The organism is Fodinibius salipaludis (genome assembly GCF_002287075.1).
GTDB classification, from domain to species: domain Bacteria; phylum Bacteroidota; class Rhodothermia; order Balneolales; family Balneolaceae; genus Fodinibius; species Fodinibius salipaludis.
In genome coordinates this window covers 21,539-47,641 of record NZ_NSKE01000007.1, presented here as the reverse complement: position 1 = coordinate 47,641, position 26,103 = coordinate 21,539, and the positions used below count along the sequence as shown (strand labels likewise).

General features: G+C 42.6%; 23 protein-coding genes and 1 tRNA gene. 19 read left to right on the top strand and 5 right to left on the bottom strand.

All coding sequences use genetic code 11. The features are described from left to right. Positions 1 to 200 precede the first annotated feature (200 nt). From CK503_RS10430 to CK503_RS10395, 8 genes are all read left to right on the top strand, one after another. A complete protein-coding gene (locus CK503_RS10430; RefSeq protein ID WP_095606757.1) occupies positions 201 to 782 on the top strand; it encodes a thioredoxin family protein in 582 nt (193 codons plus the stop codon). Between the two features lie 8 nt (positions 783 to 790). Beyond that, on the top strand, positions 791 to 1,450 hold the full coding sequence (pdxH, locus tag CK503_RS10425) for a pyridoxamine 5'-phosphate oxidase (RefSeq protein WP_095606756.1): 660 nt from the start codon (positions 791 to 793) through the stop codon (positions 1,448 to 1,450). Positions 1,451 to 1,486: 36 nt separating this feature from the next. After that, entirely contained in the window at positions 1,487 to 2,179 is a 693-nt protein-coding gene (gene trmB / locus CK503_RS10420) for a tRNA (guanosine(46)-N7)-methyltransferase TrmB (RefSeq protein WP_095606755.1), read from the top strand. 117 nt (positions 2,180 to 2,296) lie between these two features. Further along, positions 2,297 to 4,303, top strand: a complete 2,007-nt coding sequence (locus tag CK503_RS10415) for a carboxypeptidase-like regulatory domain-containing protein (RefSeq protein ID WP_095606754.1) — start codon at positions 2,297 to 2,299, stop codon at positions 4,301 to 4,303. A gap of 189 nt (positions 4,304 to 4,492) precedes the next feature. Continuing rightward, the gene (locus tag CK503_RS10410; protein ID WP_095606753.1) at positions 4,493 to 5,110 is read left to right on the top strand and encodes a TetR/AcrR family transcriptional regulator; all 618 of its coding nucleotides are present in this window, start codon (positions 4,493 to 4,495) and stop codon (positions 5,108 to 5,110) included. Between the two features lie 27 nt (positions 5,111 to 5,137). Continuing rightward, on the top strand, positions 5,138 to 7,630 hold the full coding sequence (locus CK503_RS10405) for an acyl-CoA dehydrogenase (RefSeq protein WP_095606752.1): 2,493 nt from the start codon (positions 5,138 to 5,140) through the stop codon (positions 7,628 to 7,630). A gap of 177 nt (positions 7,631 to 7,807) precedes the next feature. Then, complete coding sequence (locus CK503_RS10400) at positions 7,808 to 8,296, top strand: Lrp/AsnC family transcriptional regulator (RefSeq protein WP_095606751.1); 489 nt, start codon at positions 7,808 to 7,810, stop codon at positions 8,294 to 8,296. Then, entirely contained in the window at positions 8,289 to 9,524 is a 1,236-nt protein-coding gene (locus CK503_RS10395) for a trans-sulfuration enzyme family protein (RefSeq protein WP_095606750.1), read from the top strand. Before CK503_RS10400 ends, CK503_RS10395 begins: the two co-directional genes overlap by 8 nt. Positions 9,525 to 9,582: 58 nt before the next feature. Here CK503_RS10395 and CK503_RS10390 read toward each other — a convergent pair whose 3' ends face one another. From CK503_RS10390 to CK503_RS10380, 3 genes are read right to left on the bottom strand one after another with little or no spacing between them, the layout of a single operon-like run. Continuing rightward, positions 9,583 to 10,362 (bottom strand): TPM domain-containing protein, encoded by a 780-nt coding sequence (locus tag CK503_RS10390; protein ID WP_095606749.1) that lies wholly within the window; start codon positions 10,360 to 10,362, stop codon positions 9,583 to 9,585. Positions 10,363 to 10,384: 22 nt separating this feature from the next. Beyond that, the gene (locus CK503_RS10385; RefSeq protein ID WP_095606748.1) at positions 10,385 to 10,834 is read right to left on the bottom strand and encodes a TPM domain-containing protein; all 450 of its coding nucleotides are present in this window, start codon (positions 10,832 to 10,834) and stop codon (positions 10,385 to 10,387) included. Between the two features lie 11 nt (positions 10,835 to 10,845). Beyond that, the gene (locus tag CK503_RS10380; protein WP_095606747.1) at positions 10,846 to 11,433 is read right to left on the bottom strand and encodes a LemA family protein; all 588 of its coding nucleotides are present in this window, start codon (positions 11,431 to 11,433) and stop codon (positions 10,846 to 10,848) included. A gap of 156 nt (positions 11,434 to 11,589) precedes the next feature. On the opposite strand from CK503_RS10380, the gene CK503_RS10375 reads away from it, so the two are divergent. The 3 genes from CK503_RS10375 to CK503_RS10365 all read left to right on the top strand — a co-directional run bounded on the left by CK503_RS10375 (position 11,590) and on the right by CK503_RS10365 (position 15,770). After that, positions 11,590 to 12,318, top strand: a complete 729-nt coding sequence (locus CK503_RS10375; RefSeq protein ID WP_255233385.1) for an HAD family hydrolase — start codon at positions 11,590 to 11,592, stop codon at positions 12,316 to 12,318. Between the two features lie 173 nt (positions 12,319 to 12,491). Next, a complete protein-coding gene (gene purL / locus CK503_RS10370; protein WP_095606746.1) occupies positions 12,492 to 14,750 on the top strand; it encodes a phosphoribosylformylglycinamidine synthase subunit PurL in 2,259 nt (752 codons plus the stop codon). A gap of 300 nt (positions 14,751 to 15,050) precedes the next feature. Further along, entirely contained in the window at positions 15,051 to 15,770 is a 720-nt protein-coding gene (locus CK503_RS10365) for an SDR family oxidoreductase (protein WP_095606745.1), read from the top strand. Between the two features lie 618 nt (positions 15,771 to 16,388). Here the strand turns inward: CK503_RS10365 and lat are convergent. Then, on the bottom strand, positions 16,389 to 17,738 hold the full coding sequence (lat, locus tag CK503_RS10360) for an L-lysine 6-transaminase (protein ID WP_095606744.1): 1,350 nt from the start codon (positions 17,736 to 17,738) through the stop codon (positions 16,389 to 16,391). Between the two features lie 114 nt (positions 17,739 to 17,852). Here lat and CK503_RS10355 point away from each other — a divergent pair. Beyond that, positions 17,853 to 17,925 (top strand) — tRNA-Met (locus CK503_RS10355). Positions 17,926 to 18,121: 196 nt separating this feature from the next. After that, positions 18,122 to 19,201 carry a glycoside hydrolase family 43 protein gene (locus CK503_RS10350; RefSeq protein ID WP_217988401.1) on the top strand — a complete coding sequence of 360 codons (1,080 nt, stop codon included), beginning with the start codon at positions 18,122 to 18,124 and terminating at the stop codon, positions 19,199 to 19,201. Positions 19,202 to 19,281: 80 nt separating this feature from the next. Here the strand turns inward: CK503_RS10350 and rocD are convergent, their stop codons facing one another. Next, positions 19,282 to 20,520 carry an ornithine--oxo-acid transaminase gene (gene rocD, locus CK503_RS10345; RefSeq protein WP_095606743.1) on the bottom strand — a complete coding sequence of 413 codons (1,239 nt, stop codon included), beginning with the start codon at positions 20,518 to 20,520 and terminating at the stop codon, positions 19,282 to 19,284. 308 nt (positions 20,521 to 20,828) lie between these two features. Between rocD and CK503_RS10340 the strand changes: the two genes are divergently transcribed. The 6 genes from CK503_RS10340 to CK503_RS10315 all read left to right on the top strand — a co-directional run bounded on the left by CK503_RS10340 (position 20,829) and on the right by CK503_RS10315 (position 26,064). Then, the gene (locus CK503_RS10340; protein ID WP_095606742.1) at positions 20,829 to 21,851 is read left to right on the top strand and encodes a ParM/StbA family protein; all 1,023 of its coding nucleotides are present in this window, start codon (positions 20,829 to 20,831) and stop codon (positions 21,849 to 21,851) included. A 21-nt stretch (positions 21,852 to 21,872) separates the two neighbouring features. After that, positions 21,873 to 22,229, top strand: coding sequence for a bactofilin family protein (locus CK503_RS10335; protein ID WP_095606741.1), 357 nt, complete (start codon positions 21,873 to 21,875; stop codon positions 22,227 to 22,229). 127 nt (positions 22,230 to 22,356) lie between these two features. Then, complete coding sequence (locus tag CK503_RS10330) at positions 22,357 to 23,841, top strand: sodium:solute symporter family protein (protein ID WP_095606740.1); 1,485 nt, start codon at positions 22,357 to 22,359, stop codon at positions 23,839 to 23,841. Then, positions 23,841 to 24,284 carry a GNAT family N-acetyltransferase gene (locus CK503_RS10325; RefSeq protein ID WP_095606739.1) on the top strand — a complete coding sequence of 148 codons (444 nt, stop codon included), beginning with the start codon at positions 23,841 to 23,843 and terminating at the stop codon, positions 24,282 to 24,284. Before CK503_RS10330 ends, CK503_RS10325 begins: the two co-directional genes overlap by 1 nt. 2 nt (positions 24,285 to 24,286) lie before the next feature. Next, a complete protein-coding gene (locus CK503_RS10320) occupies positions 24,287 to 25,360 on the top strand; it encodes an alanine racemase (protein WP_095606738.1) in 1,074 nt (357 codons plus the stop codon). Between the two features lie 107 nt (positions 25,361 to 25,467). Beyond that, positions 25,468 to 26,064 (top strand): peptidoglycan DD-metalloendopeptidase family protein, encoded by a 597-nt coding sequence (locus CK503_RS10315; RefSeq protein ID WP_095606737.1) that lies wholly within the window; start codon positions 25,468 to 25,470, stop codon positions 26,062 to 26,064. Positions 26,065 to 26,103 lie beyond the last annotated feature (39 nt).

The window sequence follows — 26,103 nt, the reverse complement described above, 5'->3', positions numbered from 1 at the left end:
AAACTTAGAGATAGTGCCTTTAGCCCGTATATCTGCGAACAGAATTTTTATAAACTATTATATCCCTGACTGTTTACGCAGATATCGGGTTTTTTATTCATTTTCCCTTTCATTTCGCATATATTCACTGAGCATAAAACAGCTAAATTTTGTACGTTCAGTCTGAATATAAAGTATAAATCAAACTAATTATTTCCGCTATGTCTGATACTCCTTCTACAATGATGGATCTTGGAACAGAAGCACCAGATTTTAAATTATTTGATACCGTAAACAATCAGTTAGTTTCGCTTGATGATTTTAATAATGCCAAAGGACTTTTGGTAGTATTTATGTGTAACCACTGTCCTTTTGTACAGCATATCCTGGATGAGTTTGTTATAGCAGCCAGGGACCTGCAGCAGAAAGGTATTGGTGTCGTTGCAATAAGTTCTAACGATGTCGAGAATTATCCCGCTGACAGTCCGGTTAAAATGGCTTCGCTGGCTCGTGAAAAGCAATTTTCATTCCCTTATCTGTATGATGGCACACAGGAAGTTGCAAAAGCCTATAAGGCTGCCTGTACCCCTGATTTCTTCTTGTTTAACGAAAATGATAAGTTGGTGTATCGCGGACAGTTTGATGACAGTCGACCGGGTAACGACAAGCCGGTTACGGGCAATGATATTCGTGAAGCTGCAGATTTACTTTTTGATGAAGAAGTGAAAGAAGATCAGAAGCCAAGCGTAGGCTGCAATATCAAGTGGAAAAAGGGAAACGCCCCTGAATATTTTGATGGATAGTATCTGAAATGTCTGAAGATAACCGATCTACAAAAAGCATAGCAGAGTTACGGCGCGAATATTCCCAGCAGGCATTGGCGGAGTCGGAGGTTTGCAAGAATCCCATTGATCAGTTCAGCGAATGGTTTGAGCAAGCCTATTCCGCCGATCTTCTGGATGTTAATGCCATGAACCTTTCTACAGCCACAAAGCAGGGAAAACCATCGTCTCGCATTGTGTTGCTTAAAGGTGTAGATGAAGCCGGATTTCGTTTCTATACTAATTACGAAAGTAGGAAAGGGAGAGAATTAAATGAAAATCCCCACGCAGCTTTATGCTTTTACTGGGCTCCCTTGGAAAGGCAAGTTCGCATAGAAGGAGAGGTTGAGAGGTTAAGCCGATTAACATCAGAAGCTTATTTTAAGCAGCGACCCAGAGAGAGTAGATTGGGAGCCTGGGCATCAAAGCAGAGTGATCAAGTTAGCTCCAGAGAAGAACTGGAAAAACGGTTTCGTAAGATTAAACAAAAATTTAAAAATGAGGAAATTCCGTTGCCTGACTTTTGGGGGGGATTTCTGTTACGTGCACACCGAATAGAATTTTGGCAGGGACGAAAAGGCCGTATGCACGACCGCATTTGTTATGAAAAATCAAACGCTGAATGGAATATCTTTAGGCTGGCACCGTGATAATGTGTTTCTAATAAGATCATTTCGATATTTAGGATGAGCAAAGGAAAGCTGAAAAAGTTTAAAGAGGTTACGGAATTTCCGAATACACTGGAACTTACCGACTTTCAGAATGAGAAATCCCAAAAACCAAAGGGGCGCTGGCATTCCGATATATTTGAGAATGATAATCCGATGGTCTTAGAACTGGCCTGTGGTAAAGGGACTTACACATTGGAATTGGCCCGACGAAATCCCAATAAAAACTTTGTTGGAGTTGATATTAAGGGGCACCGAATCTGGAAGGGAGCAAACCAAGCGCTGGAAGAGGGGTTGGATAATGTGCGGTTTTTGCGAATATATATTGATCATTTGGATGAATATTTCGGACCTGATGAGGTTGATGATATTTGGATTACTTTTCCGGATCCATATCCCCTTTACTCTGATCGTAATAAAAGATTGTCGGGCCCGAAGTTTCTAAAGATTTACCAGCGTGTTTTAAAAAAGGGAGGGGCTATACGTTTTAAGACAGACAGTAATGAACTCTTTACGTTTACAAAAGAATCTGTAAGGCAGTCGGGATGTGAGGTTCATGATGTGGTTGAAGAAATTTACCAAGAGCGCCCCGATGACGAGTTGCTTACTATCCAAACTCATTTCGAAAGACGTCACCTTGAAAAAGGACGAACGATATCATTGATCAAGTTTTCGCTTCCTGTTGCACCCATAACCTGGGATGTAAAGTAAACTCATTTTGAGTTGTAATTTGCATTGATCCCTGATGATTTTTTATGATTTGCGCGCAGACGTTGGCATAATAAATTAATATCAACAGAGATAAATTTAACTAGAGAGGCTATTACTATGTCTAATAACAATTCTATATACTATAATTTTAAAAAGCTAAGTTGGCTGTTGGCTATTCCATTAATGTTCGGAGTTCTTATCACCTCTTGTGGTGACGATAGCCCGGTAAGTCCACAAGAGCAACTTGAAAATGCCAAAGGCACTGTGCAAGGTGTTGTCGTAGACAAAGCTACCGGTGATCCCCTTTCGGGTATAGGCGTAACGCTTGTCTATGAAGATAGCACTGACGAAGGAAGCCAAACATTTTTAGGTTCTACAAGTTCTGACGGTAGCTTTACATTTCGTGATGTGCCGGTAACTGAAAATGCGACAACAAATGGAGGAGATAAAAGCAACCCTTATATGTTAAGGTTGGATGCTTCTTCGCTGGATAATTATAGAGACAGTTATCTGGCAGAAATAGACGTTGTGTTTGAGTCTACAGGAGGCGACAATGGCGCTGTAGCTACCGATATGGTTTCTAATATCCGTATACCACTGAGTGAACAGGCAGTGACTGTTACAGGTAAGGCTCATACAAATTCTGATAAAGTTATTTCTGGTGCTACCGTTGAGTTGTATCAACAGTTTAATCCCGTAATAAATGGTGATAACAGTACACAAACAGAGATGCTCGTTGCCACGGGAGAAACCGGAAATGATGGCAGCTTTACCTTTGAAGGAGTAGAAGAGGATGCTCAAATTAAGTTTAGGTTCATTGATGAGAGTGATCCCGCAAATGTAATAGATCATGAAACGGGTTATCATACTACACCGTCCGGTGAAGAAAGTCCATCTATGGATTTAGGTGTTGTATCTGCATTTGAGGAGGATCGTACGGGAGCATTTTATATTACTAATATTACACCCGAACCCGGTTCTGATGTAGGTACGGATACTTCTTTTACGTACACTTTTAATCGTCCGGTTGCTGAAAATTCTTGGACCGATGCTAGTCAGGGTTTTGGTAATGGTACCTTTAAAGATGCGATTTATTTCGAAGATTACGGACCTAAAAAATCACCGGGAGACATTGAATTTGACGTATCTTGGAATGATGATCGCACGGAGCTAACGATTACTCCTGAAAACTTGGTTGATGCAAATGAATATCGACTTCGGTCCAGAGCTGCATTTGACAACAATAGTGATGGTAGTAATGTTGGTGGTCCGTTGTCTAGTGGTCCTATTGCGAATGAAGATGGTAACTTCGTTGACGAATATGGTAATGACTTGAGCTATAACGCTTCTGATTATGACAAGTTTGAAGCTGAGGAACTCGAATTCACAACTGGTGATAATCAAAATAAACCTCATACTCCATCATTGAGTTTTACCCAGGTAGCTAATGACACAGTTGATTGGAGTAGCGGATCAGCTGAGGTAACTTGGGATATTGATAATAGTCCGGCAGAAGTTAAGGAGTATGAAGTCTTTATTAGTAAGAATGGAGGGCCATACGAACACTATGAGACCTTAGATAAAGACGCCCTGTCTATACTCAATAGAGAAGTCACTCAAACCTATGATGCTGTTGGTATTAACGTTAGTGATGATCCACAGTTCAATAATATCAAGGTAACGGATGTAAACGATGGTGCCTTAAGCGTAGACATTAAGATACGCGCTGTAAGTACAAATTTGGTACAAGGCGACTTTAGTGATCCGGTTACCTTTGAAGATGTTAAACAGCCGGTTATTAACAGTGCATCCATTAATAATACTACTGAATCTACTGGAGAGGTTGAAGTTAACTTCTCTGAATTAATGACTAAGGAAGAATCTACAAATCCTGATAATTATATATTTGTAGATGATAATGGGGATGAAATAACAAGTATCACGATAGAAAGCTTTGAAGTAACAGAATATAATTCTGGTACTGAAGTGAAGATTACTGTTGCTGATGAAAATAACTTGGATAATTCTGGAGGTCCAGAGTATATTCAAGTTAACGATGTCAGTGATCTTGCCGGTAATACGATCAATACTGCTAATAACGGTAATCAAGAACAATACAATTAACAGGTAACTGATATAATTTAATAAGCCGTGCACCTTAACCGGTGCACGGCTTATTTATTTTAAGCATTTTCTTCTATTCGGTTACTTGACTAAGAACTGATTTATTCCCAAAATTAGTTCTTAATAGTATTGCTTTATCGCTAAAGAAATGTTTAATTAAAAAAGTTAACACTGTTAACCTTTGCGTATATGAGTAAAACCAAGGAATTAAATCTAAAAGAGCAAATTATTGATGCCGCTCGTCGAGTACTTCTTTCGGAGGGATATCGCAATTTCTCCCTGCGAAAAATTGCTGGTGAAATAGACGTGAGTGCTACCAGCATATATCTGCATTTTGAGAATAAAGACGATTTGGTACATACGTTGATGGAGCAGGCTATCGAACGATTAAATAATCAGCTGCAGCAAGTAGTATCTGAAGCCGATAGTCCAATCGCAAAGCTCGAGGCGCTGGCATATGAATATGTTCGATTTGCGCTTAAATACCAGCGGGAATATCAGATCATTCACCTAACGAGTTCAGATGAGATGACCCGGTATCCCAAAGAAAAGTTTAGGAAGGCTCGCAAAGGTTACGAAATTGTAAGTAATGTATTACAGGAAGGGGCTGATGGCGGACTTATTGCAGAGGAAAAGCCTCGGATGGCGGCATATACATTTTGGGCACAATTGCACGGTGTAATGTCGGTAGTTTTATCAAAGCGATTAGATACCCGTATTAACCGACAAGAATTTATAGATGAAGCTATTGAACATATTATTGACGGGTATAAAATAAGAACGGCTTTACAAACAAATAACAAGTAAGTACGATTTAATTTATAGGTGACTGTTATGGAATTTTTAAATGAAACTTTAGGATTTTTATTCCAGTATCCGCTCTGGGCAGTAATTGTGAGCATGGTATTGGTAGCTGCCCTGTTGGCTTTTTGGGGTACCCCACTCTGGGTGTGGGCTATAGCCGGATTTGTAGCCTTATGGGGATTTTCGGCGCCTACTTGGTTATTTGCAGTTTTTGCAGCATTGGTGGTTGTATTCAATATCAAACCCATTCGGCGCACCCTTCTTACGGCTCCGTTGATGAAGCTGTTGGATGCAATGAACTTTCTTCCCCAAATCTCCGAGACCGAACGCACCGCTATTGAGGCCGGTAATGTGTGGGTTGACGCCGAGCTATTTTCCGGCAAACCCAACTTGAAACGACTGGCAAATGAATCCTATCCCGATTTAACGGAAGATGAGCAGGCCTTTTTAGATGGACCCGTTGAGGAGCTCTGTTCGATGGTTGATGATTGGGATGTGTTTGTCCGTAAAGGATTTACAGACGAAGTTTGGGAGTTTATGCGCGAACATAAGTTTTTTGGATTGATTATTCCCGAAGAATATGGCGGACTCGAATTTTCGGCTTCAGCACATAGCGCCATTGTTACTAAATTGGCCTCCAGATGCGGCCCACTGGCAACAACGGTGATGGTACCCAACTCATTGGGGCCGGCAGAACTGTTGATGCACTATGGAACCGATGAGCAAAAGGATCAGTATTTGCCGAATTTGGCGACAGGTGAAGAGATGCCCTGTTTTGCTCTGACCGAGCCAACAGCGGGATCCGATGCCGGGGCAATGACGGCTGAGGGTGAGGTATTTAAAGGGGATGACGGAGAGCTTTATATACGTCTGAACTTTACGAAGCGATATATTACTCTTGCTGCTATCTCAACGCTGATAGGGCTTGCTTTCAAACTGCGCGACCCGGAGAATCACCTTGGGAAAGGGGAGTATCCAGGCATTACCTGTGCGCTGATCCCCAGTGATACCGATGGGATTAAACTCGGACGCCGTCATGACCCGTTGGGTGTTCCGTTCTATAATTGCCCTATTGACGGAGAAGATGCCGTTGTATCCGTTAATCAAATTATTGGCGGACCGGAGCAAGCCGGTAATGGCTGGCGCATGTTGATGGAATCACTTGGCGTGGGACGCGGTATTTCTCTTCCCGCTCAAAGTACGGGGGGGGCTAAAGTGGCTACTCGAGCACTTGGAGCCTATACCGCTGTCCGCAAACAGTTTGGCATCAACATTGGTAAATTTGAAGGTATTGAAGAGCCCATGGCCCGTATCGGAGGATTTACTTACCTGATGGATGCTGCACGACGTTATACTTGTGCAGGATTAGATATTGGAGAAAAGCCTTCGGTGGTAACGGCTATAGCCAAATACAACTTTACAGAGTTGGGGCGCCAGATTATTAATGATGCAATGGATATTCAGGGAGGTGCCGGAATTTCTCGCGGGCCACGTAATATTTTTGCACACGGATATACTTCACTTCCTATCGCCATTACGGTTGAAGGAGCGAACATCTTGACTCGAAGTCTAATGATCTTTGGGCAGGGAGCCATTCGTTGTCATCCCTACGCATTTGATGAAATTGAGGCATTAACTCGCGGCGACGTAAAAGATTTTGATGATGTGTTCTGGAAGCATATCGGTCACGTCGTACAAAACATGTCCCGTTCTATGCTGATGAGTCTGACACGTGGAAAAATTGCTTCTGCACCCGTTGGCGGACCGGCCAAAAAATATTATAAAAAGCTATCTTGGACCTCTGCCTCATTTGCCTTCCTGGCGGATGTTGTACTTGGATCGTATGGCGGTGGTCTCAAAATAAAAGAGAAAATTTCCGGTCGTTTTGCTGATATCCTGAGCTGGATGTACTTGGCTACAGCAACATTGCGTCGATACGATGCCGAGGGACAGCGCGAAGAAGATCGTATCTTTTTTGAATGGTCTATGGACTACGCATTTGCTCAGATCCAGGAAGCCTTTGATGCCATTTATCGTGAAATCAAAGTGCCGGGACTCAGTTGGCTGTTCCGTGGTCCTATCGCTCTGTGGTCGCGAATGAATCGTATCAGCAGTATGCCCTCCGATAAGTTAGGTCATAAAGTAGCCCAGGCAATGCAGCAGCGCAGTGAACAGCGTGATCGTATTACAGACGGAATTTATCTTCCCGAAGATAAAGAGGAAGCCCTTGGACGGTATGAACATGCGTTTAAACTTTCTGAGGAAGCGGCTCCGGTGTACAAGAAGATCTACAAAGCGACAAAGAAAAAAGAGCTACCTAAAACGCAGGTACGCTTTGTCATTGATCAGGCTGTAGAAAAAGGTATCATTGATAAGGATGAAGCAGAATTGCTGCGCAAGGCTGAAGATGCACGAATAGATATGGTGCAGGTTGACGAATTCACGCTCGAGGAATATGAAAACCTGACGCCTTCAACTCCCAAACTTAAAGACAGTGCCGAGGCTGAAAATATAGCCGGGTAGCTGTCGTAACCCTTTCGCTTGAGCGTAACGAGCCCCGTTAACCCTTTGGGTTGACGGGTTTTTTTATTGCAGTAATTTATATTGATTAAATTGGGAATTTGTAGTTAATTAGTCTATGGATAATGTAAAATAAGGTTTATAATCCTATTAAAGGGTTATAGTATAGTTTATTATGATATGCCTGAATATAATTTAGATGATACTGATAGAAAGATTTTAACCATTCTTCAGCAAGATGGTCGTATCCCCAACAATAAATTGGCTGAAAAGGTGGGACTAACAACAACCCCTACGTTAGAGCGTGTTAAGCGGTTGGAGCGGGATGGTATTATCAAAGGATATAGTGCTCGTGTGGATGAAGAAGCAATCGGAAAAAATTTGGTTGTGTTTTGTTCATTGCGTCTGGCAGTCCATCAGATGCATACCTTAGACGAAGTTTGTGAACGCATTGACGGGATGCCAGAAATACAGGCGTGTTATCATATAACCGGTGATTCTGACTTTTTGCTGAAAATCGTAGTAAAGGATATGTCTGATTATGAAAATTTTATGCACGATAAATTAACCCGACTCCCGGGAATTGAGCGTATTTACAGCAACATTGTATTATCTACTAAAAAAGAAAATCATCACTTGCCCATAGATGAGGACGAAGATCATGGATAAATCAAAATTTAGTCTCGAGAGTGAAACGGTACATGCTGATCATCCGAAGAATGACCCGTTTGGCTCGCATGTAATGCCAATTTACCAGACTTCGACATTTCAATTCAATTCTGTAGAAGACGGCCGCAAATTTTTTGCTCAGGAAGAGGGTGGGGCAACTCATTCGTATTCAAGGTTGGGAAATCCTACCGTAGATAGATTGGAAGCTATCCTTGCTCGATTGGAAGGTTCTGGATTACCTGACAGTGATGATATTTCTGCTCTGGCATTCAGTAGTGGGATGGCAGCAATAAGCACTACTTTAATTGCTATGGCAAAGGAAGGAGCTGTGGTATCACAGCCTGCTCTTTATGGTTGTACCGGACAATTTTTAAAAGAGGAAGCTCCTGAGCTGGGTATTAAAACGCACTTTTTAGATTTAAATGACCTCGATGTTTTGGATAAAGTTCTGATGGAGAATCCGGAAGTAAAGGTCATTTATGCTGAAACTATTGCCAACCCGACAATGGAGGTAGCCAATATATCTGCAATTGCTGATTTAGCCGAAGCATATGATATAACATTTATTGTTGATAATACTTTTGGTACACCGTACCACGTACGTCCAATGGAGCACGGAGCAGATATTGTGGTGCATTCAGCAACAAAATATTTAAATGGACATGGCACGCTGATTGGTGGGGCTGTCATTGGTCGAAATAGCCTTTTTGAAGAGTTTAACTTAGCTACCTTTCGCAAAAATTTAGGTGGTGTTATGAGCCCTTTTGAAGCCTGGTTACTACTAAACGGGCTAAAAACCTTCAATCTGCGGATGGAGCGCCATGCCGAGAATACGATTAAAGTGGCTGAATATCTGGAGCAACATGGAGCAGTAAGTAAAGTATTCTATCCGGGATTAGAATCCCATTCTGACTATGAGTTGGCTTCTGATATTTTTGATAGTGGTTATGGTGGGGTGTTGAGTTTCGAGCTTAAAGGTGGTTTTGAGGCCGGCGTTGAGCTGATGGAAAATGTTGTACTATGCACGCTGGCCGTGAGCTTAGGGACAGCTGATACGCTTATTCAGCACCCTGCATCAATGACGCATTCGGTAATGGACGAAGATCTTCGTTTGCAAGCGGGTATCACTGATGGGCTGGTTCGCCTGGCGGTAGGCATTGAAAATATTGATGACATCATCGCTGATCTGAAGCAGGCTTTGCCTGAGGTTGAACCGGCAACAGTTTAAATAATTAATGCCCGGTACTGTTAAAGGGCTGAGTATTTCTTTATAGGTTTTAAGTTTATTACCAGCCGCCGCTGGCACCCCCGCCGCCGGAGCCGAATCCGCCTCCGCCGCTGAATCCGCCAAAACCGCCGCCGGAAGATCCTCCTCCGAAGCCGCCTCCACCGCCCCCAAGGAATATGAATCCACCGGGACCGAGCGTACGTCGCTTACGTCCCTTGCCACGACCCTTCCCACCTCCGCGAGAAGAAGCATAAAAGACAAAAAATAGGAAGAGCATGAAAATGATAAAATCAGCGGTGTTGCCGCCATCAGAGGATTGATTATCAGCTAATTCTCCCTCAAATTCTCCGCTGGCAAGTTGAATGAGAGCCGAAGTGGCTCGATCTAATCCACCGTAATAATCGGATTGCTTAAAACTGGGAGTTAAGATTTCACGAACGATACGTCCGGCCATTACATCCGGTATAGCCCCCTCAAGTCCATAACCAACTTCAATACGCATTTTTCGTTCTTGCCGGGCGATAAGAATGAGCACACCGTTATCCTTATTTGCTTCCCACATCTTCCATTCGTTAAATAAGGTGGTCGCAGCTTCTTCAATTGAAATCCCACCCAAGTTGTCAAGCATAGCTACAGAAATGACGGTTGTGGTGGTATCGCGATAGTTACGCAGTTTCTGTTCCAGCTGTTGACGTTCCCCTGAAGTCAGCATTTTTGCAAAATCATTGACATGCCCCACGGGCTCAGAGGGGAGATTTTGAGCCGAAACCAAACCGGGTAGCAATAATATGAGGGTCAGAAAAAAAGTAATAACTATGTTCTTGTTGATGGAAAACATAAGTATACGCTAAAATTAAATCTTAATTTTTATTGTCGTGGAAGCTAATGTCATTTGACAGCTCGTCAAGGTCTCCCTTTTGATGATAGGGGAAAAGTTCTTCCAGTTTTTGGCCTACCTTGCGGACGGCTCCCTCAATTCCTTCTTCGTATTTTTCTTTCTTAAAATGATCAATCAAGATCTGTAGCACGTCATTCCAAAAACCATCTTCTACTTCGCGGTGGATGGCTTTACCAGCATAAACAGCCGCTTTATGGTCTTCGGTGGCAATATAGATCAGTACCCCGTTTTGAAGCTTGGTTTCGTCCATTCCCAGATTATGAAAAACATGGTCCGCACGGTCTAAGGCATCGCCATCACAACGATGCTCGAGATGTACACGGATTTCACCGGATGTTTTTTCTTCGGCGGTATTGATTGCATTTACAATTTGCTGTTCTTCCTGTTCTGTTAAAAACTGTCGTGCTGGCATAATTTGTTATTTTAATCAAAATTTACTTCGGGAACTTCTTTAGCTCCTTTATCAGCTTCGAAAAATGCTTTATCATCAAACCCGAACATTCCGGCAAAAACATTATTAGGAAATCGTTTTACCGTAGTGTTATAGCTTTGGACGGCCTCATTAAAACGCTGACGCTCGGTAGCAATACGATTTTCTGTGCCTTCCAGTTGTACCTGTAGGTCCCGAAAGTTCTGGTTGGCTTTTAATTCAGGATATTTTTCGACTGTTACAAGCATTCGTGATAAAGCACCGGAAAGTTGCTGCTGTGCCTGCTGGAACTGCTGGATCTTTTGTGGATTATTGAGATCATCAGCTGATATTTGAATTGAACTGGCTCTGCTGCGTGCCTCAGTAACTTCGGTCAGTGTTTCCTGTTCGAAATCTGCTGCACCTTTCACAGTATTAACCAAATTTGGGACTAAGTCGGCGCGACGCTGGTACTGATTTTCGACCTGTGCCCATGATTGTTCAACATTCTGTTCCTGCTCCACAAGCGTATTATACTTACTAATTCCCATGAAAACCAACAAGGCAATAACGCCCAATCCAATAATTGTCTTAATATTCATATCAAAAAAGTTTGTGTTAATAATTTAGATCACAAATATACGAAAGCCTCAGCAAATTGATGCAGGCATTATGATTAAAATAATTCAAGATTTCTAAAAAAGAGCAAACGATTAGATCCGATTCGTTTTTAAATATTATCATCCAAATCCCTATATTTGAGCGAATCATTTTCAACCCCTATTGCTATACTTTTGTCGTACAAGTTTATCTATTTTGATCTCGATGATACCCTGCTCGATCACCAATCAGCTGAGGCGGCCGGCCTGAAAGATGTTCATGACCATTTCGATTTTTTTGCGGATACCACTCCCAACCAACTTGTTAAGGTATATCACCAAGTAAATAGTAAGCAGTGGGGCTTGTACAGCCGAGCCAAAGTGAGCCGGGATGAGTTACAACGCAACCGCTTTGAGCTTACACTGAAAGAGCTTGGACTGGATGGAAGTCGATACGAAGAAGTAGGGAATTTTTATATGCAGGCCTACCGTAATCACTGGCAGTGGCTTGATGGAGCACGGGAAGTCTACCAAACTATTGTTGATCAATATCCTGTGGGAATTTTAACGAATGGTTTTGCAGAAACGCAGCGTAAAAAGTTTGAAGATTTTGATCTGTATGATTCGGCCCCAAATACGGTTATTTCTGAAGAAGTGGGCGTTTTAAAGCCGCATCCCGATGTGTTTGCTCATGCAACCGAAAAAGCAGGCGTCGACAGAGATGAGATCTTATATGTGGGCGATTCATTTAGTTCTGATGTAGAAGGCGGTACTCAGTTTGGATGGGATGTAGCATGGTTTACGGAGAATGGGGAGCCTGAGAAACATCAGAAAGCCGACTTTGTATTTAACGATTTTATGGATTTAAAGAATTTATTGAAGGTTTAAGCCAAAGAAAAAATTACAGTTATAAAGGTGCTTGTGTCATGCTGAACTTGTTTCAGCATCTGTGTTGCTTAAAAATTTTTTTGTCGCAGATCCTGAACTGAATTCAGGATGACACAGGGATTTTAAAGATATTTCTGACCCTACAACTTTCCAACACTCAATACCAACACTTAATGCCACGTAACACGATGAAGGAGCCGGATGTAACACTCGAATTAGCCAAAGATCACGGATTGACAGAAGAGGAGTTTGAGATGATCAAAGACTACCTCGGTCGCACGCCAAACTTTACCGAGCTTGGGGTTTATTCGGTGATGTGGAGTGAGCACTGCTCATATAAAAACTCCATTCTCGAAATTAAAAAGCTCCCTAATGAAGGACCGCAAATGCTGGTGGGAGCCGGAGAAGAAAATGCCGGTTTGGTAGATATTGGCGACGGCCTTGGTTGCGTATTTAAAGTGGAGAGTCACAATCATCCATCAGCTATTGAGCCTTACGAAGGGGCAGCCACAGGTGTAGGCGGAATTCATCGCGATATTTTTACCATGGGAGCACGTCCCGTTGCCAGTCTCAACTCATTACGTTTTGGCGATATGGATATGCCTCGTGTTCGTTTTCTGTTGGATGGCGTTGTGCGCGGCATCGCGGATTACGGTAATTCTTTCGGTGTGCCGATGGTGGGGGGCGAAATCTACTTTGATGAGAAGTATGAAGGTAATCCACTGGTGAATGCGATGAGTGTTGGAATTGTGAAGGAAGATCAGACGGCTTCGGCTATTGCTGAAGGGGTTGGTAACCCGGTGATTATTGTAGGATCGGATACTGGCCGTGACGGAATTCACGGGGCTACCTTTGCATCCGAAGAAATTAGCGAGGAAAGCGAAGACAAGCGTCCAAGTGTTCAAGTGGGCGATCCATTTGCAGAGAAACTGCTGCTTGAAGCTACGCTCGAAGTGATTAAGAATGGCGGTATTGTTGGTATTCAGGATATGGGTGCGGCAGGAATAAGCTGTTCTTCATCCGAAATGAGCGCCAAGGGAAATGCGGGAATGCGTTTGGACCTGGATAAAGTACCAACTCGTGAAGAGGGGATGTCGGCTTATGAAATTTTGCTTTCCGAAAGTCAGGAGCGCATGCTGGTTGTAGCCGAAGAAGGTCGCGAGCAGGAGATTATTGACATTTATGAGAAGTGGGATCTCAACGCTGTTGTAATTGGTGAAGTGGTAAAGGGCGAAAATGTAACCTATCACAAAGATGGTGAAGTGAAAGCCGATATTCCCGCTGACAGTTTAGTACTGGGCGGCGGTGCTCCACAATATAAGCGTGAGGCCACAAAGCCCGAATATCTGGATGAGGTCCAGTCATTTGATATCAATTCTTTGGATCACCCCGGTAACCACAACGAGATTGTAAAACAATTGCTGGGGTCGCCCAATATTGCTTCCAAACGTTGGGCGTTTGAGCAGTACGATACGATGGTTCGAACCAATACAGTGAACGGTCCCGGTGCTTCGGACTCCGGAGTAGTACGCATTAAGGGCACGAAAAAAGGATTGGCTGTGAAGACCGATTGCAATGGCCGGTATGTGTATTTGAATCCGCGAAAAGGTGGACAAATTGCCGTGGCCGAAGCAGCCCGTAATGTGGTATGTAGCGGAGCAAAACCGATGGCAATTACAAATTGCCTGAACTTTGGAAATCCCTATAAGCCGGAAGTATACTGGACGTTTAAAGAAGCACTTGCGGGGATGGGGGATGCCTGTCGTATGTTCAATACACCGGTCACCGGTGGGAATGTGAGTTTTTATAATGAAAATCCGGAGATGGCGATTTTCCCAACACCGGTTATTGGTATGCTCGGACTTGTTGAGGATATAGAAAATCATCGCATGACGCCTGAATTTAAGAATGAGTCCGATGTAATCTACTACGTTGGAGCTCTTCGAAAAGGCTTAGGCGGTAGTGAATATCTGCGTGAAATTTTTGATCTAACAACCGGTGATGCTCCGGATATTGATCTTGAGTTTGAAGCTCGGTTGCAGTCATCTTTACTGGATGCTATTCAGAATCAGTACGTAAATGCGGCGCATGATATTTCTGATGGCGGTTTGGCAACTACACTGACAGAAATGGCTATGTTTGCCGGAAAAGGCGCTGATGTTTCGGTGGCTGATCTTGGAGAAAACAAACACGAAATACTCTACAGCGAAGCACAGTCCGGAGTGGTAGTAACATCTGAGGCCAAAAAGAAAGGGCAGCTTGAATCACATCTGAATAACCAAGACGTGCCTTTCGTGGAATTAGGTACTGTTACAAATGAAAGGTCATTAAATGTTGATGATCTGGTAAGCTTGTCGATTGATGAGATGTATGATATCTACGACAACGTCATTGAGCGGGCTATGAAGCAAAAAGATGATGTGGTAGCGTAGGATAACATATCAGAGATATAATTTTAGGCTGTTGGTGACTTTGTTGCTGGCAGCCTACTTTTTTGAACGAAAGTTCAGCTAAATCTATTGATTATCTTATAATAAGTTCTTAGAAGCTTTCATGTCATGCTGACCCACGATGTATTGGGACAGGCTTTGTTTCAGCATCTGTCTTAGCTGTTTAAATCTTATACTCATTAATAGTAACAGATCCTGAAATAAATTCAGGTGACACGGACTTTTAAAGGTCTAATAAACTAAGTATTTAATGTAAATCTGCGGTTTCTAACTTTATACTTTATGGAAGATAAAATTGTACTTATCGTTGGAGGTTCAGGAGGAATAGGAAGTGCTTGTGGTCGTGTTTTTGCAAAGGCCGGTGCCAAGGTGGTTTTGGCGGCGCGGAATCAGGAGAAAGCAGAAAAGGTGGCCAAAGAAATTAATGGTTCGGGCGGTAATGCGTTTGTGATTGGTGTTGATGTTACTGATTTGGCTTCGGTATCAAAAATGGCTCGGGAAGTTACCGAAGATTTAGGTCCCATTGATGTGCTGGTAAATGCATTCGGGACGGCAGTAATTCAGCCTTTGCTTGATATTAATCCCGAAGAAGCCCAAGAGATGCTGGACGTGAATGTATATGGTACTTTTTTAGTGACCCAAACAGTAGTGCGCTATATGGCAACCGAAAAGAAGGGGCGTGTGATTATGTTTCCGGGCAGTGTTGGAAAGTATCCCATGAAAAATTCATCAATTTATTCGGCTTCCAAGTTTGCCATTACTGGATTTACGAAGTCGCTGGTCGAAGAACACAAGCGCAGCGGCGTAAAGTTTACCCTCATGCATTTGGGAGGCGTGGATACTCCGATGTGGGATAGTGATACCGTAAATATGCGCGTGCAAAAAGATAAAATGTTGTTGCCCGAAGAGGTGGCTAAATCTGTGTATTATGCAGCTAACCAACCGGAGGGATCGGTGCTTAACGAAATTACCATTCAGCCCGAATCGCACCAGATGGTATAATACGTCGTAACGAGTAAAAGATTTAATCCTCTTGTTCTCTTTTCTAAGGATGAATTCGTTATTATCAATGAATATCCAAACCCTTGCTTAACCCTCATTCCGTACCTCTGGTGCGGAATGCTGTATCTCGTGTCGTAACTTTGCTGCGGTACGCTGTTTGCTTTTTCGTTTTTCTTATTAACGACCAACCTTTATGCTACAAAAAGTATTGTGTAGCATAACAGAGATGATGCACCTTTTGTCTTGACACAAAAGGTGCTAAAAGGTCAAGGCTTAGAATTTTGTATTCGCTGTGGCTTTCAGATGAGAGCATTTCGATGGTCCTTTCCATTTCCAAATTATTTCAAAGAGATGCACCGGTACGAAATGCTCTGTTTTCACCCTCAGCCACCGCACAAAATTCAGAGGCCGCTTTAGAAACCGTGAAGGGGATGTAGGGAATTGACCAACTTTACTATTAGATTCAATCCTCCTGCCCCTGTGGAATGGAGTTCAATTACTTGTCTTCCCTGCCTACGCGCTACGTCGCTGAAGGCCAACTACGTCGAAGTGGCTATATATGAAGCCTAAGAAACCGAAACTTCTTAACTTATAGCAGCCTTCTTATAAGAATGGTTTTTACTCCTTTAGCGCGGGACATTTATCCATTGCAGATTTAATGGACTTCTCTATAATATCAAGTCCTTCTTCAATTTGTTCCTTATTAACGGTTAGCGGTGGACGGAATCGCATGGTACGCTCTCCGCAAGAAAGGATCATCAGGTTATTTTTGAAGCACTCTTTGATGACCGAATCGCGTGCATGACCATTCGGGAAGTCAACGGCGCAGAAGAGTCCTTTGCCGCGTGGGTTTGTGACATGCTCAAATTGGTTAGAGAGATTCTTGATTTTTTTCTGTAAAAATTCACCAACCGTAGCGGCATTTTCAACGAGGTTGTCATCTTCAATTACTTGAAGAATGCGTCCGAACCGCACCATATCTACAAGGTTCCCGCCCCAGGTGGAGTTAATGCGCGAAGAAACGTGGAAGCAGTTTGTTTCAATATCGTCAACGCGCTTGCTGGCCAGAATTCCGCAGACTTGTGCTTTTTTACCAAAGGCTAAAATATCCGGTTTGACGTAGTGCTCGTGGGCCCAGAATTTTCCGGTTAGCCCAACGCCGGTTTGCACCTCATCATAAATGAGTAGTGCCTCATGTTTATCTGCCAGATCCCGTAGTGCCTGGTGGAATTCCTTTCGAAAATGACGATCGCCGCCTTCCCCTTGGATGGGTTCGAGAATGATGCAGGCGATCTCATCCTTATACATTTCGAAATACCGTTCGGCCTGAGCAATCGCACGTTCTTCATGCTCAATCGTCTGTTGAATACGGTCACCCGTAGGAGGATAGGTCATAGCCGGAGAAGTAATTCGCGGCCAGTCGAATTTTGGAAAGTATTTGACCTTTTTTGGATCGGTGTTCGTCAGTGACATTGTATATCCAGTACGTCCGTGAAACGCCTGTTCAAGATGAAGCACCTTGTGACCTTTTTCCTGGCGGTAGCCCTTTTGAAAGTTCTTTTGCACTTTCCAGTCGAAGGCGACCTTAAGGGCATTTTCAACGGCTAAAGCGCCGCCGGAAATAAAGAAAGAGTAGGGCAGGTAATCGGGAATACCTACGCGATCAAAATTCTCTACAAACTCGGCCATCTCTTCGGTATACACATCGGAGTTGGAAGGTTTGTTAATGGCAACTTTGCCAATCTTCTGCTGAAATTCTTTATTTGCCAGTTGTGGATGGTTCATCCCCAGTGGATTGGAGGCAAAAAAAGTAAAGAAGTCCAGATAGCGTTCCCCGCTTTTGGCATCATACAGATAGGTGCCTTCGCTCTTTTCAAGGTCGAGCACAATATCGTAGCCATCTGTTAAAATATGTTTTTGTAAAATCTTGTGTACTTGTGCGGGATCTACTGTGTTATTCGTGGACATAACCCTCCTAATAGGATTTAATTGGAATTTATGTATCGGAATTCAACCGGGAAAGAATTTAGAATTTACTATTGACAATTACCCATGTCAAGCCTTATTATTACCGACTCACATCGCGGGGTAGAGCAGCTGGTAGCTCGTCGGGCTCATAACCCGGAGGTCGGAGGTTCGAATCCTCCCCCCGCCACTACCAAGAAGCGGCTTTCTGATGTTCAGGAAGTCGCTTTTTTTATTTCCTATCTGTTTGTTCGTGAGCAATTTTTCTTCCCTTACTTGTTAAAAAAATGAAAAATGGATTACATCTGCTGTAGACTGGTATTAGGTGTGGTAAATACATTTATTATATTGAGTTTCGCGGTAAAAGTTATTTAAAAGAGATGATTATGAATATAAAAAGTATTAGAAGGATCTATCGGTCAGCACTTGTACTTATTTTTTTGATGGGAAGTTTTACGCAGATTGAGTTTGTACAAGCACAATCTGCATCATCAGAAAAAGTTTCTGCTGATTATACCAATCCGCTAATCCTGCAACGAGCAGATCCCTGGGTTTATAAACATACCGATGGCTATTACTATTTTACAGCATCGGTTCCTGAGTTTGATCGTTTAGAAATCCGTCGATCAAAAACCATAGAGGGATTGAAGAGTGCAGAGCCGAAAGTAATTTGGCGAAAACATGATGAGGGTATTATGGGGGCACATATTTGGGCTCCTGAGTTACATTATGTTAATGGTAATTGGTATATGTATTTTGCTGCGGGATCTACCGAAGATATTTGGGCCATTAGAATGTATGTGATCGAAAATGATGCGGCTAACCCGGTGGAAGGAGAGTGGATTGAGAAAGGAGAGACAAAAACAAAATGGGATACATTTTCTCTTGATGCGACTACTTTTCAGCATCAAGGCACGCGTTATATGGTATGGGCACAGCATCCACCAGATTTCGACGGCAACACTGCCCTTTATATTGCAGAGATGGACACTCCCTGGAGCATTAAACAACCACAAGTAGAGCTAACACGTCCCGAATATGATTGGGAAAAACAGTTGTTTAAGGTAAACGAAGGGGCAGCTGTAATTAAACGAAATGGTAAAATATTTATGACGTATTCGGCCAGTGGAACAGATCACAATTATAAGATAGGTCTACTTACGGCCGATGAAGATGCTGATTTGCTGGATCCAGATGCGTGGAAAAAATCGAAAGAGCCGGTCTTCTCATCATCGGAGGAGAACGGAATCTATGGTCCGGGCCATAACAGTTTTACTACTACGCCCGACGGATCTACTGATCTGATGATATATCACGCACGGAGCTATAAAGAAATTGAAGGAGACCCCTTAAATGACCCCAATCGCCATACACGCGTACAGGTGATCAATTGGAAGGAGGATGGTACGCCTGAATTTGGTATTCCACTGCCAGATAATGCTCCTACTGATCCATCTGAAAGGTGATATAAGTACTACGTACTCTACAGAAATTAGAAACTCCGTAAGATTGAAAAATCCTGCGGAGCTTTATTTTAAGACGAAACTTAAGCGGAAATAGTTTCTTCAAAGCTTGTGATCGTATCTTTAATAATAGAAATACAATTCATGAGTTGTTCTTCAGTCATAACCAATGGCGGAGCAAAGCGAATGATATTACCGTGTGTGGGTTTAGCTAACAGTCCATTTTCTTTGAGCTTTAGACAAATATCCCATGCCGTCTCGCTGTCTTCAGAATCATTAATTACTATAGCGTTCAGCAACCCTTTGCCGCGTACAAGATTTACCAAGTCAGAATTATCTACAAGATCATTCATCTCCTTTCGAAAAAGTTGACCCATTTGATCGGCATTGTCAGCAAGATTTTCATCTTCGACTACTTTAAGTGCTTCCATTGCAACCGCACAAGCCAGTGGATTTCCGCCGTAGGTTGATCCGTGTTCTCCGGGGCGCAGGCACTCCATGATATCATCATCAGCCATGACCGCTGATACCGGGTAGGCTCCGCCAGATAGCGCTTTGCCTAAAATCACAATATCGGGACGAACGTCCTCATGATCTACGCACAACATTTCACCTGTCCGTGCAATACCTGTCTGAATTTCATCAGCAATAAATAGGGTATTGTATTTCTTGCAGAGCTCTGAAGCTTTTTTGAGGTATCCGTCATCGGGAACCACAACACCGGCTTCGCCCTGAATGGGTTCTACCAGAAATCCGGCTACATCTTTCTTTTGCAATGCTTTCTCGAGGGCATCTAAATCGTTATAAGGAATAGAAACAAAGCCCGGGGTATAGGGGCCAAAATTTTTGCGGGCAACCGGATCATTAGAAAATGAAATAATGCTGGTTGTTCGTCCGTGGAAATTACCTTTGGCAACAATGATCGTTGCTTTTTCTGGAGTCAGGTTTTTCTTTTCATACGACCATTTTCGGCAAAGTTTAATGGCCGTTTCTACCCCTTCAGCCCCTGTATTCATGGGTAAGAGCTTGTCATATCCAAAAAGATCGTGCATATACTTTTCGTAATCACCAAGCTGATCGCTGTGGAAAGCTCGGGAAACCAAAGTCAATTTTTCGGCCTGTTCTTTTAATGTCTTAATAATTCGTGGATGGCAATGTCCCTGATTTACGGCAGAATACGCCGATAAAAAATCGTAATACTTATTTCCTTCCGGATCCCAAACATAAACGCCTTCGCCTTTGGAGAGAACAACAGGTAAGGGATGATAATTGTGGGCTCCGTATTGGTCTTCGAGCTCAATAGCTTTTTGAGTAGTAGTCATTTTAGAAATGAAATTAAAGATTAATAATAGGGTAAAAATAAAATCTAATTCATGGAAGAGAAATAAGATTTTATGTGATCAGGTAGACAGGACATGACCCATGAATAAGATATTGGAATTATCTCCCAATAGTAATTGGTGATACTGAAATCTCGGGCACTTAAGTATTGCTATTTTTGGCCGATAAAAATATATCTTGTGACAATCTATGATCGAAGCAGGGTACTTTTGATTGTTACAGAATTATTTAGATTAAAAATCACCTGGTTGGCAAATAGGCCAGAAGTCATGGCAATTAAATTCTTATTATGATGGATATATCAGTATTTCCAAGTGTATATGAATCGACACGAACAGACTTGAGTAGAGTAAGTGATGATTTGGTAAGTGGGCTAAAAATTGACTACAACGATGAATCATATATGATTGGCCAGCTTGCTCTGCAGGAGGGACTATCTCCTCATCGCTTAATTAATACAGCTCCCGGGGAATTGGATTTTGATGTGTTATTTCGAGCTGCGTTGTTATTAGCTCAAGAAAAAGCGGGCAGCGATTTTTCAATGACCATGGGCTTTCCTTTTGAGATGTATCACAAGCACAGTGATATGGCCAAGCAGCGACTTACAAAGTCGTTTGATGTACTTTATGATAGTTCTACTTTTGCTACAAACGGGGCGACTGGCAAACAGTCAGCTACTATTCAGTTACGCAATGTAGATGTTATTCCTGAAATCGCAGGGAGCATAATATCATTGCGATATGGGGATTATCAGGAAGAAGACGACTTTTTTGTGGTGAGCCTCGGATACGGTTCCATGGAAGGAGTAGTTAGCACTACAAACGGAATTATTCGCCGAACTGCCACCAGTACGCACGGCATGAGATATGCTGTAAATATGATGAAAGAAGAGCTGCAAAAAGATCATTATCTTGGCTTTAAGACAGAGCATCAGCTTAACGTAGCATTTCAAAATGGGAAGATTAATATTGATAAACGTTCGATAGATCTTACTGCACTCCGCCGTAAAGTGCTTAAGTCATACTTTGAAAATATTATCCGTCCGGCTTTGGCTAACTCTTTCCAGGATTCCGATTTTGCTACCTGTTCAAAGATTTATCTTGTTGGTGGTGGGGCCTATTTCAGTGAGCTTACGAACCTGATCACTGAAGAATATGACGGTATTTTAAGCGTTGAAGTACCTGACAAACCCGACCAGATGGCCGTTAAGGGATATTGCCTGAATACAGCGATGCAGTTCGAGGGGGAAGGTACCCCGGTAGGTATTGATATGGGTAATGCCAGTACACTTATTGCTGTTTTGGATGAATAATTAAGTGAATAAAAGTTTAGCGTGAACAATACTGATACTTTAATTAGTAAATCTTCTTTTTTTCAAGGAAATGTCTTTGGCAAAAGTATCATTGTTGAAGGCAGAGTTGTTGGTGATTTAAAAGCAACGTCTTCAATTTTAATTAAAGAAGATGGACGAGTTGAGGGAGATATACAAGCCCCCACTGTATATCTGGAGAAAGGTTATCATCACGAGGGGGCTATCTATTTGGATGATTCAGAAAACGCTTCGCCGGAAAAGAAGAATATGAAAGAGCCCAAATCCAAGTTAAATGATAAAGATCGGGCTAAGGTCAAAGAAGATGAATCCCCCAAAGCACAACCCGTTTCAGGTCGTTCAAAAAGTAAGTTATGGTAATTATTATGAGGTTTGCACTATACAGCATTAATAAGGTATATTAACCCATCATAAAATAGGAACCCTTGAGTGTAATAGCTCAAGGGTTTTTTTATTAAATGGAAGTCCAATTACAGAGTAACAGGATATGCATTGGATTGACCTGACGATCTTTTTCCTATATATGGTAGGAATGTTGGGATTCGGCGTCTTTTTTCTTCAGAGAAATGAAGGAGCCGATGATTATTATGTGGGCGGTCGTAATATGAATAGTCTACATATCGGGCTTTCAGTTGTTGCAACTGATGTCGGTGGTGGTTTTTCTATTGGATTGGGTGGCCTTGGTTTTGTAATGGGCATATCCGGCTCATGGATGCTTTTTACGGGTTTGCTGGGAGCCTGGTTGGCAGCTGTTTTTCTTATCCCCAAAGTAAAAGGGAACCCCGTTTTTGATAAAGCGTTTACCTTTCCTGAAGTGTTTAAACACTATTTTACCCCACAAGTGGCGCTGGTTGCAGGTACTATTTCTGCAATTGGGTATGCCGGCTTTACCAGTTCACAGATTTTAGCCGGGGCCAAGTTGGCTACCGGAACATTTGCTGATCTCGATCTGCAGACAGCATTAATTATTATGGGATCGGTGGCCGTAGTTTATACTGTAATGGGCGGGCTTAAAGCGGTTATTTATACCGATACCGTGCAGTGGACGATTCTTATGATCGGACTCATTTTTATCGGGATCCCTATTTCGTACACAGCCGTTGGCGGATGGGAGGAAATTTCTAAAACGGTAGATCCGGCTTTGCTTTCCATGTCCAATATTTCCTGGCAGGATGTTATTTATTGGACCGTTACGATAATACCCATCTGGTTTGTAGGTATGACGCTCTATCAACGCATTTATGCCTGTAATGACGAGGAAACGGCTAAACGAGCCTGGTATCTGGCCGGTGTGTTTGAATGGCCCATTATGGCTTTTATGGGTGTATCATTAGGATTATTTGCCAAAGTCGGAGCTGAACAAGGGATGTTCGAATATTTGGGTGCTGCCGATGTATCTGAGACCGATCCCGAAACCGGTCTACCAATGCTGCTTCGTACAGTACTGCCCGTCGGACTTATGGGGATTATGATGAGTGCCTATTTCTCGGCTATTTTGTCTACCGCAGACAGTTGCCTGATGGCCGCATCCGGCAACGTGGTTTCCGATATTATTGGCTATTTTAAAGATATTGACCATGACAGCGATACCTTTTTGCGGTTTTCACAGATTACAACACTTGTGATCGGAACATTTGCCTTGCTAATTGCTACAACAATGACGAATGTGCTTGATTTGATGTTATACTCTTATGCATTTATGGTATCGGGTCTTTTTGTTCCGATTATTGGCGCTCTTTATTGGCCTAAAAGCAGTAGCATTGGTGCCATAGCGGCGATGATTTTTGGCGGATCTACTACTGTTTCATTAGAATTATTTTTGGAAGAGCTACCGGCCGGATTGGATGCCAATGTATTTGGAATTACTGTGTCGGCAATTGTGTTTGTTGCCGTATCATTGGCATTTCCCGATGAAAATACCGAGAATATGACTGATACATCAGCAGTTAATGTTAATGCTATAAATCAATAATGATTGAATTTGATTTAGTACACTCTGATATCGAAAACCCAACGACCTTTGGTCGAGAAGATATTGCTAATTTTCTTTACGAGCATTTGGATGAATACGGAGATGAAAAGAAACATATTTTGTCTTGTATTGCCTATGCTTACGGAGATGGAGAAGGACAGGATGGATTTATATTAGTAGCTCACGAAAAGGATCAAATTGTGGGAGCTGTTATTATTAATCATACCAATATGGGTGGATTTATTCCCGAACATATTTTGGTGTATATTGCCGTACATAGTGATTATCGCGGAGAAGGTCTTGGCAAAGAGCTGATGGAGCGTATTATTGATGCAACAGAAGGAGATATCGCGCTCCATGTTGAATCCGATAATCCCGCCAAATATCTGTATGAGAAATACGGGTTTACGAATAAATATCTTGAAATGCGACTGAGCAAATAGGGATGGCCTATTTAAAATTATATAGAGATAAGCTGCGTCATAATTATAATTACTTGGATACCCTTTTCAAGGATAATGATATCAAATGGGGGATTACTACCAAGCTGCTCTGCGGGCATGAGGAATATCTGAAAGAGGTGGCGGATCTTGGTATCGGGGAAATGCTGGACTCCCGAATCAGCAATCTCAAAAAGATTAAAGAGATTGATCCTGATACGCTTACAACGTATATCAAGCCGCCGCCAAAGGATATTATAGATTCGGTGGTAAAGTATGCCGATGTGAGCCTGAATACGGAGCTCTCAACGCTACATGCTCTCTCGGAGGAAGCCCAGAAACAGGATAAAGTCCACAAGGTCATTATTATGATTGAGCTGGGTGATCTGCGTGAAGGGGTGATTCGTGAAAACCTGATCGACTTTTACGAGAAGGTTTTTAAGCTCTCGAATATTGAGGTGATCGGCATTGGGGCAAACCTGAACTGCATGCACGGCGTGATGCCGGATGAGGATAAGCTCATTCAGCTGTCACTGTATAAGCAGATCATTGAGCTTCGCTTCAATAAAGAAATTCCGCTGGTATCGGGAGGTACTACGGTGACTATTCCTCTTCTTTTGCGAAACCAATTGCCGAGCGGGGTTAACCACTTTCGAGTGGGAGAAGCGCTCTTTTTTGGCAAAAACTTATTTACCGACGGCACGATCGAAGGGATGCACAATGATGTTTTGGAACTGTATTCCCAGGTCATTGAAATAGCTGAAAAACCCAAAGTGCCGAGTGGAGAGCTGGGCATGAATCCACAGGGCGAAGTTATGGATATCGATGAGGATGACTATGGAGAAACCTCATACCGAGCTATTTTGGATATCGGCTACCTCGATATTAACCCCGATCATCTTATTAATATGGATGATAATGTAAAAATTGCTGATGCCAGTTCGGATATGCTCATTTTGGATGTGGGGGACAACAAGGCCGGATACGAAGTGGGCGATTTCATTCGGTTCCGGATGAAATATATGGGCGCATTGGGGATTATGAATTCAGACTATATCGATAAAATGGTAGAGGAGTAGTCAAGAAATACCACTTTTGTATTTTGAAAGTGGGTAATAGATTAGGATAGCTATGTTATCTGCTCCACCCGATGTATATCTATGCCATAAATAGTTGAGGTGATAAAATGAATACCTATTCTGATTATAATTTTGGCAAAGTTATGGATTATCCCGATAACAGGGATGCTCTTTATCTATTTGATTTTAGCCAGGGATATGATGCCGATTTTATCCGATCAAAAGAGTGGGGGATTGGTAAATACAATGAAAAGCGCTCAAATATGTATTTGGAATCGATGTTCCATAATGAGCGTAATGTACACATGGGTATCGATATCTGGACTCAGACCGGGGCACCGGTCTTTTCATTTTGGGATGGAGAGGTCGCTTATATTCAGAATAACGATCAGCCCGGAGACTATGGACCCACGATTGTCATTAAGTATGAGCTGAATGATTCGCCTCTTTACGCCCTTTATGGGCATTTATCTGAAGAAGCTCTGGAAATGGTCTCGGTTGGAGAAGCCATCAAAAAAGGACAAAAAATAGCCACCCTTGGAAGTCAGGGAGTGAACGGAGGATGGGCGCCCCATCTACATTTTCAACTTTCGGTCGAAGATCCACAAGAAGCCGATATGCCGGGCGTGGTAGCACCCGAAAATAGGGAAGAGGCGCTGCAGACTTTTCCCGATCCCAGAATAGTACTGGGTGATTTGTATTGAAACGACGGCTTAATCCGTTGCTCGAGAGTACAACTCTCT